The following is a 14,838-nucleotide window of genomic DNA, read 5'->3' as shown; positions in this document are numbered from 1 at the left end:
TTCGATTCCTGACACCAAAAACCATTACAAATCCAAATGTAAAATTAAATATAAAAAATCGTTGTGATAGCAGTACCGTCACCTTGCTTATCCACCAGCAACTACGCTGGATTGAAGGCAGAAGAAGAGACAAACAAAGTATCGTTCCTCTCTTTTTTTCCCTTCTATTTCGCCAAGTTTGTTCGTGGAGAGCAAGTCACGATAAAAAGTAATAAAAGAAGAAAACTTATAAAGAAGAGAGAAAAAGGAAGCCATGATGATAAGAACAACAATAAAAGTGAGACAAGGACAACTGGGGTTATTAAAGAAGGACGATGAGTATATTGAAGTCCTTAGTGCAGGTGAGCATAAATTTTTTGATCTTCGTCGCCAATTAAGTGTTGAGCTGGTGGAGTTAAACGGCCCTGCGATTGAAAAAGAGAAAGCCGAATTTTTACGCCAATATCATCCAGAATGGGTGAGTGAATATTGTTTTGATATTGTGCTATCAGATGAAGAGATTGGTTTACTCTATGAAAATGACTCACTCAAAGAGATCTTAGCACCGAGTACCCGTCGTCTTTATTGGAATTATTCACAACGCTCAATGGAAGTGTTGTCAGCAAATGAATTGGAAGTTTCGCCAGCGTTGGTGAAAAAATTGCAGTATCCAAAATTACGTAACCAAACGGTAAAAGGCAGTGAAGGTGTATTAAGTGTGGATATTCCAACATGGCATGCTGGTATTATCCGTGTTGATGGTGAAACTCAATCACTATTGCCACCCGGATTAAAAGGCTATTGGCGTTATCAGCACAAAGTGGATGTTGAAGTCGTTGATATGCGTTTACAAACACTCGATGTGAGTGGTCAAGAGATCTTAACAAAAGACAAAGTGACATTACGCATTAACTTGTCAGCAAACTGGCGTTATAGCGACGTGCTTTCAGCGTATCAATTACTGAGCTCACCGATCGAGTTCTTATATAAAGAGTTGCAGTTTGCGTTACGTGAAGCCGTAGGAACAAGAACATTGGACGAATTATTAGAGAATAAAACGCTCATTGACAGCTTAGTGAGTGAAAAAATCAGTGAAGTGACTAAAGGATATGGTGTGGAAGTGGCTTCATTAGGAGTAAAAGATATTGTTTTACCTGGCGAAATGAAAACGATTTTAGCGCAAGTGGTTGAGGCAGAAAAATCTGCTCAGGCTAATGTTATTCGTCGAAGAGAAGAGACATCCGCAACGCGTTCTTTATTAAATACGGCAAAAGTAATGGAAAATAATCCAGTAGCCTTACGATTAAAAGAGCTAGAAACCGTAGAACGTATTGCAGAGCGTATTGATAAGATTTCCGTTTATGGTGGTTTAGACCAAGTATTAAACGGATTAGTACAAATTAAAGGAGCACAGGCATGATATTGGATCATCAAATAGTAAAAGAAGCAGGAACGTCTGAAATCAAAATGTGGACAAATGGTGTACCTGTTGAAGCAGATGCTCTAAAGCAACTTATTAATACTGCCAAAATGCCTTTTATTTTTAAACATATGGCAGTAATGCCTGATGTTCACTTAGGAAAAGGTTCAACAATAGGGAGTGTTATTCCAACGAAAGGCGCGATTATTCCTGCTGCAGTGGGGGTGGATATTGGATGTGGAATGATTGCAGTGAAAACATCATTGCACGCAAATGATCTGCCAGATAATTTATTTGCCATAAGAACGGCAATAGAAAAAGCTGTACCTCATGGAAGAACAAGTTATCAGTCAGGGAATGATCGAGGTTCATGGAAGAGCCCACCTAAACTGGTTGATCAACATTGGCAACAACTTGAAGGGCGTTTTAAGGTTTTAACTGATAAGTACCCACGTTTACGAAATACGAATAACTATCGTCACCTTGGTACATTAGGAACAGGAAACCACTTTATCGAGTTGTGCCTTGATGAATCAGATAATGTTTGGGTGATGCTACATAGTGGATCTCGTGGTGTAGGAAATGCTATCGGTACATTATTTATCCAAATGGCACAAGAAGATATGAGAGAGCATATCGCTAACTTGCCAGATAAAAATTTAGCGTACTTAAAAGAAGGAACGCTTTTCTATGATGACTATATAGAAGCCGTAGAATGGGCACAGGATTTTGCCCGACATAACCGCGAAATTATGATGGAACGTGTGTTGGCTGCGTTATCAACACAAATAACTAAACCTTTTACGACACAGCAACAGGCGGTGAACTGCCACCATAACTATGTGCAAAAGGAAATGCACTTCGGTGAAGAAGTACTCGTGACTCGAAAAGGGGCGGTTTCAGCTCAAAAAGGTGAAATGGGGATCATTCCAGGCTCAATGGGCGCTAAAAGCTTTATTGTAAGAGGAAAAGGAAATGCCGACAGTTTCTGTTCATGTAGTCATGGTGCAGGACGTGTAATGAGCCGAACAGCAGCGAAAAAAGCCTTTAGTGTTGCAGACCAAATTCGAGCAACAGCGCATGTGGAATGTCGAAAAGATGAAGATGTGATTGATGAAATTCCAATGGCTTATAAGGATATTGATGCTGTGATGAAAGCGCAGTTATCACTTGTTGAGATTGTTCATACACTACGACAAGTTGTTTGTGTAAAAGGGTAATTGTGTTTTAAGGTCATTCATAACTATCCCCTAACGATCACGTTGGGGATAGTAAGATATGAAAGCGTGTGCATGGAATGCAAATGAATAAAATTTTTAATAATGGATATTTTCTTTTAAATAAAACCCTTATTTCTTGATTAAAAATCAAACAAAGAATGTTTAGTATTACTAATAAATAAAGATTGATATTAAATTTACCGCTCTCCAATAAGGATAATCAAAAAAAGAATATGCGTTTGATTTATTCTTTCGTTAGAAAACGATTATTAATAAATTATTAATGTCTTTAATCGTGATTATTTATTTAATATAAAACAATTCCTAATTTTCTTATTTATATTAAAATTAACTGTATTCTTATTGAAAAAATATAGCCTACTCTATTTAGGGTGTTAATTCTCAGAGAATATATTAATTAAATAAGTGTTGTTAATTTATTGATTCCCAAATGTGAACAAAACGTTTTGAATTACTTGCGGTATAGATAACGGTATGTGAAATATTACGATGTCCTAAGTAATCTTGAATTAAACGAGTATCTCTACCTAAATCAGCCAGTGCATAACCACATGCATGGCGTAACATATGAGGATGAGGAGCAATGGATACATTAGCTTTTTTACCTAAACGGCGAAGTAATCCATATACTTGCTGACGCGAAATTGGACCAGTTTTTTGGGATAAAAAGACCCATTCTGAGTCATATTCTCTCCATGTTTCCCTTTTTTTCAACCAGTTAACTAACGCTTCATATTCTTCTTCAATAATTGGTTGTGTTGTTGATAAACCGCCTTTTAAGCGCCTGACATAGAGTATTCGACTTTCTAAATCAATATCGCTTAAAGTTAAATTACATAGTTCACTTACGCGAAATCCATGTAAAAAACACATTAAAAACATACAGTAATCTCTTTCTGGATAACGTCCTTCCTTTGCTTGCTTCAAAATAGAATTGATCTCAAAACGTGTAAGAAACTTGCGCTGCTTCATTTTCATAACCTTTTCAATGAGATAACAAGGAACAAAAGTCAATTGATGCACCACTATAACAAGTAATATGCATCAATAAAGAGTTGTGTTTTTTTTATGCTTGCACTTTTACTTGTTCATTTTAAACAAGTTTATTGAAAGTTTATTTATTTTTAGAAAATGAAAGTGATTGATTGAAAAAGCGAAAAATGAGTATAGATGGGAATTTGGCTTTCTTTATAGAAATAAACAGAATACACCAAATTGTTTACTATTATTCTCTGGCTTATCACTTAAGTCAAATTTAATATTCATCACTTATCTTCATTTATTTAACATATTGATATTTATCATTATTTTAAAATTCAAACACTATTGGTTACTTTGTTTAAAATCCAGAAATAAATTTTTTTACTTTTTTCACAAATTATAGTAATTGCACTTAGAATAATAAACTCTTTTTCTGATATTTAAAGTTTGATTATCTAAATGCGTTTGATTTCGAGATGAAAATTTTTAACAAAACAATTTGGTGTATTTTGTTTTGTTTCTAACGATATTTGAATTCGTTTTGGACGGGCACAAATATACCAAAATTCAAAAACTCAATAAATGAGTCATTCAATTAGGAATAATTCAATCCTAATGAATTTATTATTTTTAATGTCTTCGTCCTTTATATTTTAGGAAACAAAAAGATGAAATTAAATAAATTAGCGTTAGTTCTTGGCTTAGGTTTATCTGTTGCTGCGGGTTCTGCATTTGCTGCTGATCAAGGTCACGGTACAGTTAAGTTTGTTGGTTCAATTATTGATGCACCTTGTTCTATTCATCCTGATTCAGAAAATCAAACTGTTCCATTAGGTCAAATTTCTACTGCTTCATTAAAAGATGGTGGTCGTAGTAATTCTCGTGATTTTAAAATTACTTTAGAGAATTGCACAACAGAAACTTATAAAACTGTTCAAACAACCTTCACTGGTTCTGAAGATGCAGACATCTTAGCAGGTTCTTTAGGTATTGAAGGTATCGCTAAAAATGCAGCTGTTGTTATCACCGATGCTGGTGGTAAACAAATCAAATTAGGTACACCAAGTGCAGCTCAAACATTACGTGATGGTAATAACGATCTGAACTTTGCTGCTTACTTACAAGGTTCTTCTGCAGAAGCCGCTGTTCCTGGTGACTTCACTGCAATCGCAACTTTCGCACTGACTTATCAGTAAGAAAAAATAAGTTCTGTACAAGGATGTACAGAGCTTTATTTCCTGTGTCTATTTTTAACGATTTTTTTCTTACGGAGAAAAATATGAATCGCAAGATGACACCACTATGGCTATGCCTTATTGCCAGCTTACTGATGACAACAGCAGAAGCGAGTGATGTAAAACAAGATAAAAATATGCATCAGCGATTTGGGGTACTTAATCTTTCAGGCTCAATCTTAGAACCCTCTTGCACGATTGCAGCAGGAAGTGGTGAACAAGTTATTCCACTGACAACGGTTTCTATTCCAATGCTAGTGACTGAAGGGCAAGGACCTATTGAGTATTTTTCTATCAGATTAACGGAATGTACGCTAATTGAACAAAAAGGTCAGGAAGCGGACAACCCTCGTTTTATTGCAACGTTTGAAGGTCCCTCTAACGATAATGGCAATTTTGCACTTTCTGGTGAAGCGAGAGGTGCGTCATTAGCGATAGCTGATCGTTATGGTAGGCGAGCCATTCCGGGTAAGCCATTACCCCCTGTTGGTATTGACTCCAAATCAATGGCGTTACTTTACCAAGCGCGAATAGTCAAAAATAACGAAATACCCAAAGCTGGAAATTACCGAACGACGCTGCGATTTAAGCTGGAATACTATTAAATGGATCGGGTTGGATAACTTATGGTTAGAACATTCAAAACCGTTGGTTTAGGGACGGAAAAAAAGAAAAAACAACATACTATTCGGCCTGTTGCTGTACTGATCTATTTAATTCTTACTGGCGCTTCCAGTATTTCAAGTTCAGCTTTAGCAAATAGTGATATTGAATTTAATGCCGATATTTTGGATCTAAAAGATAAGCAAAATATCGACTTATCCGATTTCTCGCGTGCGGGCTATATTATGCCTGGGCGATATGAGTTTGTTGTTCGTGTGAATAATAATGAACTCCCTGACCTCTATAACATTAGCTATGTTGTACCCGCCAATGATCCTAAAGGTAGCGAGGCATGCTTGCCACCAGAATTGATCCATCAAATAGGACTCAAACCTGAATGGGCTGAAAAAGTTAAATATCAAGATAATGGAAGCTGTCTTGATATCTCTTCTATTCCCGGAATGACGGTAAATGCAAGTCTGGGAAATGGCAATCTTATTCTTACTATTCCTCAAGCGTATCTTGAATATTCAGCGCCTAATTGGGACCCACCTTCTCGTTGGGATCACGGTATTTCAGGCGTGCTTTTTGACTATAACGTCAATGCTAACGTGACCGATCCTGCTAAAGGAAAACAGCGCCAACAAGTTACAGGTTTAGGAACCGTGGGAGCAAACCTTGGTGTTTGGCGTTTTCGTGCCGATTGGCAAGCAAGTTATCAGCATACAACAGGTATTCCCGATAGCACTGAAAATAGTTGGAAATGGAATCAGCTTTATCTTTATAGAGCAATCACGCAATTAGGTGCTCGCCTTGTGATGGGGGAGACTTACTCACGTTCTGACATTTTCGATAACTTCCGTTTTACTGGGATTAACTTGTCTACAGATGACAATATGCTGCCACCTAATTTAAGGGGATATGCCCCTGAAGTAACGGGTGTGGCAAAAACGAATGCGAAAGTGACGATTAGCCAGCAAGGTCGCGTGATCTATGAAACGCAAGTTGCTCCAGGTCCGTTCCGTATTCAAGACATCAATGATGCAGTGAGTGGTAAATTAGATGTACGTGTTGAAGAGCAAGATGGATCTGTTCAAGAATTCCAAATGGATACGGCAAGTATTCCTTATTTAACACGCCCTGGTCGAGTGCAATATAAGTTATCTGCGGGGCAACCGTCAGATATGAGCCGTAATACAGAAGGCCCTATTTTTGGTATGGGAGAATTCTCATGGGGGATCAGTAACGGTTGGTCACTTTATGGGGGATCATTAGTATCGGGTGATTATAACTCAGTTTCGGCAGGTATTGGTCGTGACCTTATGGCACTGGGGGCTATCTCTTTTGATGCGACACATTCTTGGGCAAAAATTCCAAGTGATAACAAGCGTTATCACGGTGGCTCTTACCGCTTAAGTTACTCAAAACGTTTTGAACAAATCAATAGCCAAGTGACATTCGCAGGCTATCGATTCTCTGAACGTGACTTTATGAGTATGAACCAATACTTAGATCGTCGTTATCGTGGTGGTGAAGAAGATAACAATAAAGAGCTTTATACCATTATGTTTAGTAAGCAGTTCCCTGAGTGGGGATTAAGTGCCTACTTAAACTATAGTCATCAGACTTATTGGAATAAACCTAATAATGATAACTATAACTTGTCATTAGCCAAAACGATGGATATTGGTCGCTTTAAAAATATCAACCTCAGTCTGTCGGCGTTTCGCAATAAATTTAATGGCACCAATGATAATGGCGTTTATATGAATGTCAGTATGCCTTGGAGCGATCGCGCAACCATTAGCTACAACACTGTGATTAATAAACACGGCAATTCACATAATGTCAGTTATTACGATCGTATTGATGACAATAGTAGCTATCGTGTTGGTGCGGGTTTAAGCAGTAACGGTAAACCATCCGCAGATGCCTATCTTATGCATTACGCTGATGCGGCATTGGTCACAGCGAGTGCAAGCCATATTAATGGTGAATACACATCAGCCACATTATCACTACAAGGTGGGGCAACATTAACACCAAAAGGTGGTGCATTACACCGTACAAGTCGTACTGGTAGTACTCGTTTACTTGTTGATACAGATGGTGTTTCAGATGTACCCGTGAAAAGTATTGGCGCGATTACGCGTACCAATGTTTTTGGTAAAGCTGTATTGCCTGATATCAATGATTATTACCGCAGTAGTGCCAGCATCGACCTTGATCAGATGCCAGATAACGCTGAAGCATTACGCTCAATTCAACAACTCACCCTTACGGAAGGCGCAATAGGCTACCGCCACTTTGATGTGGTATCGGGACAAAAAGCGATGGCTGTCATTCGATTACAAGATGGCACTTATCCTCCATTTGGTGCCAGTGTCACAACCGAAAAAGGTCGTGAGCTCGGTATTGTTAATGATGGTGGGAATGTCTATCTGACGGGAATTAACAGTGATGATCTATTGAGTGTTCGTTGGAATGGTCAAGATCAGTGCAAAGTCCGTATTCCAACATTAGTTGAAGGATTATTTATGTCTTCATTATTACTGACTTGTAGTGATGGTGAAGCAACATCGTCAACAATCAATCAAAGAACAGAGCCCTTGCCTCAACCTAAACTGATTACGCAATAAGGTTAGGAAAGAAGGGAAAAGATAAAAATAATTTCAGACAAAAAGAGTAATTCAAAATGATGTTATCAAAGCGCTTATTCATTGTAACAACCACTTTATTGACTGGAATGGTCTTTACTAGTCAAGCCCTTGCTGCGATTGCTTTAGATAGAACGCGTGTCATTTTTAATGGTGCCGATAAATCGATTAGCTTAAATGTCAGTAATCAAAACAAAGAGCTGCCTTACTTAGCTCAGGGCTGGATGGAAAATGAAAATGGAGAACGTATTGACAGCCCATTATTAGTATTACCGCCGATTCAGCGTATAGAGCCGGGCGATAAAAGCCAAGTAAAAGTACAGTCATTACCGGATATTGCCAAATTACCACAAGATAGAGAAAGCGTTTTCTATTTTAACTTGCGTGAAATTCCACCTCGTAGTGATAAACCCAATGTGTTGCAAATTGCATTACAAACAAGAATTAAGTTGTTTTATCGCCCAGCATCGATTTATGCCACACAAACGGATCTCACTCATCCTTGGCAGGAAAAAATTACCTTAATAAAGAAAGGTGATCGTTATGAAGTGAATAACCCAACACCTTATTACGTGACATTAGTGGATGGGTTAACCGGGTTACAAGGAAAAAGCCTTGATGGTTTTGAACCGATCATGATTGCCCCTAAAAGTACAGGAACGATAAATCTGCATGCTTCCGCGTTTGGGGCATCACCAGTACTCAGTTACATCAATGATTACGGTGGACGTCCACAGATGAAATTCACCTGTAATGGCAATGAATGCAAAGTCACAGAAACATCAGCAGGAAACTAAATAGGTCTATTTTATGAAAATGGAACAGCGGTTTAGCCCAAGCAAAGCAGTGTTGATTCTTATTTTGGCAACGTTTACTGGAGGCCTAAGTTTTACTGCTGTTGCGAATTTACCCGCCAGAGCGGTGAAAGATGTTATTCCCGGCATCGTTTATATCAATATTACAGGCAATGTCATTGCACCACCACCTTGCTTAATTAATGACGGCAAAATGATTGAAGTTAATTTTGGTGAGGTAATGAGTACACGTATTGATGGTGTTCGTTATAAAGAGCCTATTCACTACACCGCGACTTGCCAAAAAATGCCAACCAATGCCATGAAAGTTTATGTGACGGGTAGCGCAACTGGATTTGATTCAAATGCGCTACAAACAAACATTACGGGATTGGGCGTGCGTATTCTGTATCAGGGAAACTTATTAGATTTAGGTAAGGCGGTGAATTTTACCTATCCCAACTTACCTGAATTAGAAGCTATTCCGGTTCGTGATCAGAATGAAGCCTTAGTGGGTGGTGATTTTGTCGCAAGTGGCACACTGCATGTGGATTATCAGTAAGAGGTCAGAAGATGAATAAATTAAAGTACATGTGTCTGATTGCATTACTGAATTCTTATTCTGTCATGAGTGCAGACGCACCTAATATGAAATTATTTGGCACCTTATTAGTGCCACCCCCTTGTGTCATTAGCAATAACGAACTGATTGATGTCTATTTTGGGCACAACGTGGGTATTCATAAAGTAGATGGCATTAACTATACCGAATCGGTGAATTACCGACTGGTTTGTGATCCAAATTTAAAAGGTTGGGATTTAGGGCTTTCTATTATTGGTCCTAAAACACAGTTTGATGAAGCTGCGCTACAAACCAATATTCCAGATCTAGGTATTCATCTTACGCAAGATGGTAAGCCTTTTAAATTAAACGAACGCATTGCGATATCACCGGATAATCCCCCCGTGATCCAAGCGGTGCCCGTTAAAAGACCCGGTAGCACTTTACCTGAAGGTGCATTTGAAGTTTCAGCAACACTGCTTGCTGAATACCAATAGGAGCGTATTGATGAATATTAAAAGATTATCGATCCCGTTCATATTGGGGCTAGCCACATTTACCGGATTAACATCAACCGCTTTCTCAGCACCGGACAATATGCGTTTTCACGGCATATTAGTTGACGAGCCCTGCACCATAAAGCCCGGTGACGAAACCGTTGAGCTAGATTTTGGCAATATTCCGGACAAGAACCTTTATGCGTATCAAAGAACACCAAGCAAGTTGTTTCAAATACGTTTGTCTGAATGTGATTTAACGATTGGTAAAAGCGTCAAGATCACCTTTAAAGGTGATGAAAATCAAGCTATGGCAGGACAAGGTTTTCTAGCGATTAGCCCAAGCAGCCAAGCCGCGGGTATTGCAGTTGGACTGGAATCTGAAAATGGAAATGCGCTACCTGTTAATAAAGAAACAGACAAAATGTCATTAAATGCGGATGACACGATTTTAAATTTTTATGCCTTTATTCAAGGGGAGCCAGATGCGATTGCTAATCAATCCATTAAACGCGGCCCATTTAGTGCAATAGCCACATTCCATTTGAATTATGACTAATTATTAGGGTTGAGGTTTTATATGTCCATATTAAAGCGATTTCCGGCTTTATGTATTGCAATCGGTTTGCTGTTTTCGGCACCGGCAATGGCATCTATCTTTTCTTACATTACACATTCTGAAGGTGAGCCTGCTCACGCCACTTACACCTATGTTATTCAGCGTTGGGACCCTGAAGAACCTTATACTCCTAACCCTTGTTATGGCTGGAGTCAATGCTGGATAACTATAAACCATAAGCATGATGCTAATGGTTCCCCAGGTTCGGCGGTAAGAAGTATTGTTCGTGTTGAAAAAGAACGCTATTTAGCAGGCGTTCGTGATGCGGTAATGCGTGTTGAAAGCTTTCCGATACAAGGAACGGCAAGACACGATGGTGATCCACTTACCTCAAACCAAGAATGTGTTGGATTATTTTATGAATCCAAGGCAGGAGGTTGGTCTCCGAATGGACGTTTATTACCGGGATCATTATGTGGTATTGCACCACCACCTGTTGGTGCCTGCAAAATAACAGAAGGAGCAGTAAACCTCAATTATGGTGATATTGATGAAGTCAGTTTAGAAAATGCGGCTCGTGCTCAAAATATTAATGTGACTTGTAACTTGGCAATGAAAGTTTTGGTTATTGCATCAGGCTCAGACAGTGGTCGCGTACCATTACGACCTGATAATAGTCTTTATGCTGATTTATTTCTCGATGGTTATCCTGGTGAAAAAGGGTCTGTAATTGATGTTCCTAAAAATGGAAGTATACCTGTAGAGGTTAAATCAATTTTACACACCAATGGTCGTGTTGCACCGGGCTACTTCTCTGGTTCTGGCTCAATTATTTTAACGATGCCTTAATCATGATAATAGGTGGATATATGATGAATTACGATTTTACAGATATTGATGTTAATGCGTTAGTTGGAAAACGAATTCAGAAAAAGCGTAAAGAATTAGGTTACACCGGTATGCAAATTGCTGAAAAAATTGGTGTAAGCCAACAGCAATTTTCTCGATATGAGCGCGGTATGAATAAGATTGATTTAAGCTATCTTGTTTTATTAGCCAATTATCTAAATACACCTATTTATTGGTTTTTTGAAGACTGTTTTATACCAAAATCCTCATCAGAAAATCAGCGTAACGATAAACGAAGTAACATCATTGCAGAAACGATGCCTGATGTTTTTTTATACTAACGCATATCGCTAAAGGACACTCAAACTTAGTGTTTTACAGCGTATGCTTTTTCTTTGATTGATTACCAAATTGGTAAGGCAGGGGATACCCTGCCCTTTTTTTATCCTAAAAAAACACTAAGTGCTGTTAGTCAAACGTGAGTTATTGGTCGCGTAGTCAGGAAAAAAGAGAAGATATCAATGATCAATTATTACTCTCTTATAAGAAAAAACAGGGGGCATAAATGTAAAATTATCATTTTATGATGATAATAATTATCTAAAAAAGGCATTTTTCTGGAAGGAGGGGATCGGAATACTCTTAAAGCGAGTATTTTAAAAAAATCGACTTCGATTCGGTTAAACATATCTTTTTTTTATTGCATCATGAAAAAGATAAATAAAGCTAACTGAATTTATTAAATAAAGATACTCCAATAACGATGCTCTCATTAAGATGGTGTTAGCCTAATAATTAAATAATACTAATGTGATCCTCTATTTTTATTTAAATTATTAACTCATTATCATTTAGTCTATAAAAGATAATTTCCAATATATATCTAAAAACTTACTTCTTTAAGTTAATTAACTATTCGAAAATAAGTTAAATCTATTCAGATAATATAAAACTATTCCTAATTTATCGTAAAGATAAAAAAACGCCAATATTCTTATTGAAAAAGATTTGATAATTAAAAAACAAGTAATAACGACTAATATGTATACGCATTATCCGAGTAATGTTAAATTGATATGTGCACAATGTAAATAAAATGTATTTTATCGTGTTTCTATTTGGATAAAAATATGTAGATCCAATGAAAGAGCAATAATATGAATAAGCTAATAATGAAATTAGTAGCAATACGTAAAATAGTCAATAATCCAGTAAATAAATAATTTAATTTTTTGAAGTAGATCTTAATAAATACATTAAAAATTTTACCCAAAAAAAGCGTAATTATTCTCAATCAAATGATTAAAAATTTAGGTTTTTTTGAGAAAAAAATAGTCATTACTCTAATTTCTTTTTTGAATTATCAGTTAGTTAACTTATGAGTGTGTTCTTAATCAAAAAATGCAAATTGTACAAAAAACTCACTTTCTGACCTTAATTTCCTAAGTATAAACACTTAACCTCAAGTGTTAAATTATTATCAAAACACTCTATTTTTGATTGTCTTTTTTATATAATCCATTACAAATCAATTGGTTATGCTTTTTATACTCTTTTTATGTTATTTATTGTAAATAATAGTAATTATAAATAATGTAACTATATGTTTATTTATAAAATACAACGACTTATGTCTATTCTTGGTTTTATTCTTAATGTTTTAATCTATTTAAGATTGTCATTAAAGGATTGGATTAGTGTGTTTTCTACGCGGTAGTAAATAATGATAATAAATAAATTAACAAACTCATTATTTTGATCTATTTATAAATCAATGTGTTAAAGCTGATTTGTTATAATATGTAAAATTTTAGTTATTTTGAGTTAAAATAAATAAATAGGAAAATGTTATTTAATTTACTATTACTCCTATTCATAAAAAGACAGTTAGATCTTTTCACTTTAAATTTTGAGATAGTAGAATTTAAGTCTCATTTCACTCTTTTTAAGAGTGAGTATTTAGTTTTAAATTCCATTTTAGCTATTTTCAAAAAGTAATATTTTGTATGAAAATGTAAAAAATACACCTAATATCAGTAAATTAATAAAAATAGACTTAATGAATTTGGGGTGGTTTGACTTAAATAAAACCGGAGAGAATAATATATCCAACTTGATACGGTTCCTTTATCTAATTTCATAATTAAATATGAAATTGGCTGGATGAATTTTATCAAAATATAGAAACTCTATTTAGTGTGTCATTCATTTAAGCAATTTGCTTATATTGAATTTTATTATTTTAAATATCTTCGTTCTTATATTTTCAGGAAACATAAAGATGAAATTAAATAAATTAGGTTTAGTTTTAGGTTTAGGCTTAACTGTTGCTGCTGGTTCTGCATTCGCTGCTGATCAAGGTCATGGTACTGTAGAATTTTGGGGTTCAATCATCGATGCTCCATGTTCAATCGATCCTAACTCAGGTGACCAACGTGTTCCACTAGGACAAGTTTCAGCAAATGCACTGAAAGATGGTGGCCGTAGCGTATCTAATACTTTCAAAATCAAATTATTACAATGCTCTACTGAAACTTATAAAACAGTTCAAACTACCTTCACTGGTGCTGAAGCAGCCGCTATTCTGCCAGGTTCTTTAGGCATCGAAGGTTTAGCGAAAAACGCAGCAGTTGTTATTACTGATGCAGGTGGTACACAAATTAAATTAGGTGAACCAACAAAAGCTCAAACTATTCGTGACGGTTCAAATGATCTGAACTTTGCTGCTTACTTACAAGGTTCTTCAACAGATGCAGCTGTACCTGGTGACTTTACTGCGATCGCAACTTTCGCATTAACTTACCAATAATAGATCTTCTGTTTTTAAGCCCTGTATAAGGATGTATAGGGCTTCATTTTTAGCTTTATTTTATGGTTTACCTTATGGAGTAGAAAACAATGAATCGCAAAATAGTGCCACTATTATTACTTGTTGCAACGGGATTATTTGTTAAACCTGTAATGGCAGTGACAGACATAAAACAAGATGTAAAATCACATCAGCGATTCGGCGTGGTTAGTCTACAAGGTTCTATATTAGAGCCAACATGTACTATCTCGGCTGGAAGTCGAGAGCAAGTTATCTCTTTAAGTACCGTGTCTATTCCGACCTTAGCTATAGATGGTCAAGGACCTATTGAATACTTTTCTATTCGATTAACAGAATGTTCCCTTGTTGACGAAAAAGGCACGCAAGCTGAACGTCCTCGTTTTATTGCTACATTTGAAGGCCCCGCACAGAACGGATTATTCCAACTTTTCGGCGATGCGAAAGGTGCTTCGTTAGCTATTGCTGACCGTTACGGAAGATTGGCAACACCAGGGAAACCTTTACCTCCTGTGGATATCGATACCAAATCGTTGTCTTTGTTGTATCAAGCAAGACTGGTTAAAAATAACGACATCCCACGAGCAGGTAATTATCAGGCAACCCTGCGTTTTAAACTTGAATATTATTAAAT

At 36.6% G+C, this 14,838-nt stretch carries 14 protein-coding genes; 13 read left to right on the top strand and 1 reads right to left on the bottom strand.

All coding sequences use genetic code 11. From position 1 onward, the window contains the following. Positions 1-259 precede the first annotated feature (259 nt). Together DK865_RS01625 and DK865_RS01620 are read left to right on the top strand one after the other, a co-directional pair. Positions 260-1,399: a slipin family protein gene (locus DK865_RS01625; RefSeq protein ID WP_109391028.1), complete on the top strand. Its 1,140-nt coding sequence runs from the start codon at positions 260-262 to the stop codon at positions 1,397-1,399. Continuing rightward, positions 1,396-2,619 carry an RtcB family protein gene (locus DK865_RS01620; protein ID WP_023581067.1) on the top strand — a complete coding sequence of 408 codons (1,224 nt, stop codon included), beginning with the start codon at positions 1,396-1,398 and terminating at the stop codon, positions 2,617-2,619. The genes DK865_RS01625 and DK865_RS01620 overlap by 4 nt, the downstream gene beginning before the upstream one ends. A gap of 432 nt (positions 2,620-3,051) precedes the next feature. Here the strand turns inward: DK865_RS01620 and mrpI are convergent, their stop codons facing one another. Then, positions 3,052-3,612 carry a phase variation DNA invertase MrpI gene (mrpI, locus tag DK865_RS01615; protein WP_109391000.1) on the bottom strand — a complete coding sequence of 187 codons (561 nt, stop codon included), beginning with the start codon at positions 3,610-3,612 and terminating at the stop codon, positions 3,052-3,054. A gap of 677 nt (positions 3,613-4,289) precedes the next feature. On the opposite strand from mrpI, the gene DK865_RS01610 reads away from it, so the two are divergent. The 11 genes from DK865_RS01610 (at position 4,290) to DK865_RS01560 (ending at position 14,836) form a co-directional block, all read left to right on the top strand. Then, on the top strand, positions 4,290-4,817 hold the full coding sequence (locus DK865_RS01610) for a fimbrial protein (RefSeq protein ID WP_023581066.1): 528 nt from the start codon (positions 4,290-4,292) through the stop codon (positions 4,815-4,817). A 95-nt stretch (positions 4,818-4,912) separates the two neighbouring features. After that, positions 4,913-5,461 carry a fimbrial protein gene (locus tag DK865_RS01605; RefSeq protein WP_152526010.1) on the top strand — a complete coding sequence of 183 codons (549 nt, stop codon included), beginning with the start codon at positions 4,913-4,915 and terminating at the stop codon, positions 5,459-5,461. Positions 5,462-5,482: 21 nt separating this feature from the next. Then, positions 5,483-8,098, top strand: a complete 2,616-nt coding sequence (locus DK865_RS01600; protein WP_109390999.1) for an outer membrane usher protein — start codon at positions 5,483-5,485, stop codon at positions 8,096-8,098. A 56-nt stretch (positions 8,099-8,154) separates the two neighbouring features. Continuing rightward, a complete protein-coding gene (locus tag DK865_RS01595; RefSeq protein ID WP_036911923.1) occupies positions 8,155-8,913 on the top strand; it encodes a fimbria/pilus periplasmic chaperone in 759 nt (252 codons plus the stop codon). A gap of 13 nt (positions 8,914-8,926) precedes the next feature. Continuing rightward, positions 8,927-9,472, top strand: coding sequence for a fimbrial protein (locus DK865_RS01590; RefSeq protein WP_023581063.1), 546 nt, complete (start codon positions 8,927-8,929; stop codon positions 9,470-9,472). A gap of 11 nt (positions 9,473-9,483) precedes the next feature. Next, entirely contained in the window at positions 9,484-9,969 is a 486-nt protein-coding gene (locus DK865_RS01585; RefSeq protein WP_023581062.1) for a fimbrial protein, read from the top strand. 10 nt (positions 9,970-9,979) lie between these two features. Then, a complete protein-coding gene (locus DK865_RS01580; protein ID WP_023581061.1) occupies positions 9,980-10,528 on the top strand; it encodes a fimbrial protein in 549 nt (182 codons plus the stop codon). A gap of 21 nt (positions 10,529-10,549) precedes the next feature. Then, positions 10,550-11,377, top strand: coding sequence for an MrpH family fimbial adhesin (locus DK865_RS01575; RefSeq protein ID WP_023581060.1), 828 nt, complete (start codon positions 10,550-10,552; stop codon positions 11,375-11,377). A gap of 20 nt (positions 11,378-11,397) precedes the next feature. Further along, positions 11,398-11,718, top strand: a complete 321-nt coding sequence (locus tag DK865_RS01570; protein WP_036911920.1) for a helix-turn-helix domain-containing protein — start codon at positions 11,398-11,400, stop codon at positions 11,716-11,718. Positions 11,719-13,658: 1,940 nt separating this feature from the next. Beyond that, positions 13,659-14,186: a fimbrial protein gene (locus DK865_RS01565; protein WP_023581058.1), complete on the top strand. Its 528-nt coding sequence runs from the start codon at positions 13,659-13,661 to the stop codon at positions 14,184-14,186. Positions 14,187-14,275: 89 nt separating this feature from the next. Then, on the top strand, positions 14,276-14,836 hold the full coding sequence (locus DK865_RS01560; protein WP_023581057.1) for a fimbrial protein: 561 nt from the start codon (positions 14,276-14,278) through the stop codon (positions 14,834-14,836). The last annotated feature ends 2 nt before the right edge of the window (positions 14,837-14,838 follow it).

The organism is Proteus cibi (genome assembly GCF_003144405.1).
Taxonomy (GTDB): Bacteria; Pseudomonadota; Gammaproteobacteria; order Enterobacterales; family Enterobacteriaceae; genus Proteus; species Proteus cibi.
The sequence above is the reverse complement of the archived record's forward strand: the minus strand, read 5'-3'. Positions and strand labels throughout refer to the sequence as shown.

Bases quoted from the DNA above. Each gene is read 5' to 3' on its own strand.
- DK865_RS01620 (WP_023581067.1), top strand. From the start codon at position 1,396: ATGATATTGGATCATCAAATAGTAAAAGAAGCAGGAACGTCTGAAATC.
- mrpI (WP_109391000.1), bottom strand. From the start codon at position 3,612: ATGAAGCAGCGCAAGTTTCTTACACGTTTTGAGATCAATTCTATTTTG.
- DK865_RS01610 (WP_023581066.1), top strand. From the start codon at position 4,290: ATGAAATTAAATAAATTAGCGTTAGTTCTTGGCTTAGGTTTATCTGTT.
- DK865_RS01605 (WP_152526010.1), top strand. From the start codon at position 4,913: ATGACACCACTATGGCTATGCCTTATTGCCAGCTTACTGATGACAACA.
- DK865_RS01600 (WP_109390999.1), top strand. From the start codon at position 5,483: ATGGTTAGAACATTCAAAACCGTTGGTTTAGGGACGGAAAAAAAGAAA.
- DK865_RS01595 (WP_036911923.1), top strand. From the start codon at position 8,155: ATGATGTTATCAAAGCGCTTATTCATTGTAACAACCACTTTATTGACT.
- DK865_RS01590 (WP_023581063.1), top strand. From the start codon at position 8,927: ATGAAAATGGAACAGCGGTTTAGCCCAAGCAAAGCAGTGTTGATTCTT.
- DK865_RS01585 (WP_023581062.1), top strand. From the start codon at position 9,484: ATGAATAAATTAAAGTACATGTGTCTGATTGCATTACTGAATTCTTAT.
- DK865_RS01580 (WP_023581061.1), top strand. From the start codon at position 9,980: ATGAATATTAAAAGATTATCGATCCCGTTCATATTGGGGCTAGCCACA.
- DK865_RS01575 (WP_023581060.1), top strand. From the start codon at position 10,550: ATGTCCATATTAAAGCGATTTCCGGCTTTATGTATTGCAATCGGTTTG.
- DK865_RS01570 (WP_036911920.1), top strand. From the start codon at position 11,398: ATGATGAATTACGATTTTACAGATATTGATGTTAATGCGTTAGTTGGA.
- DK865_RS01565 (WP_023581058.1), top strand. From the start codon at position 13,659: ATGAAATTAAATAAATTAGGTTTAGTTTTAGGTTTAGGCTTAACTGTT.
- DK865_RS01560 (WP_023581057.1), top strand. From the start codon at position 14,276: ATGAATCGCAAAATAGTGCCACTATTATTACTTGTTGCAACGGGATTA.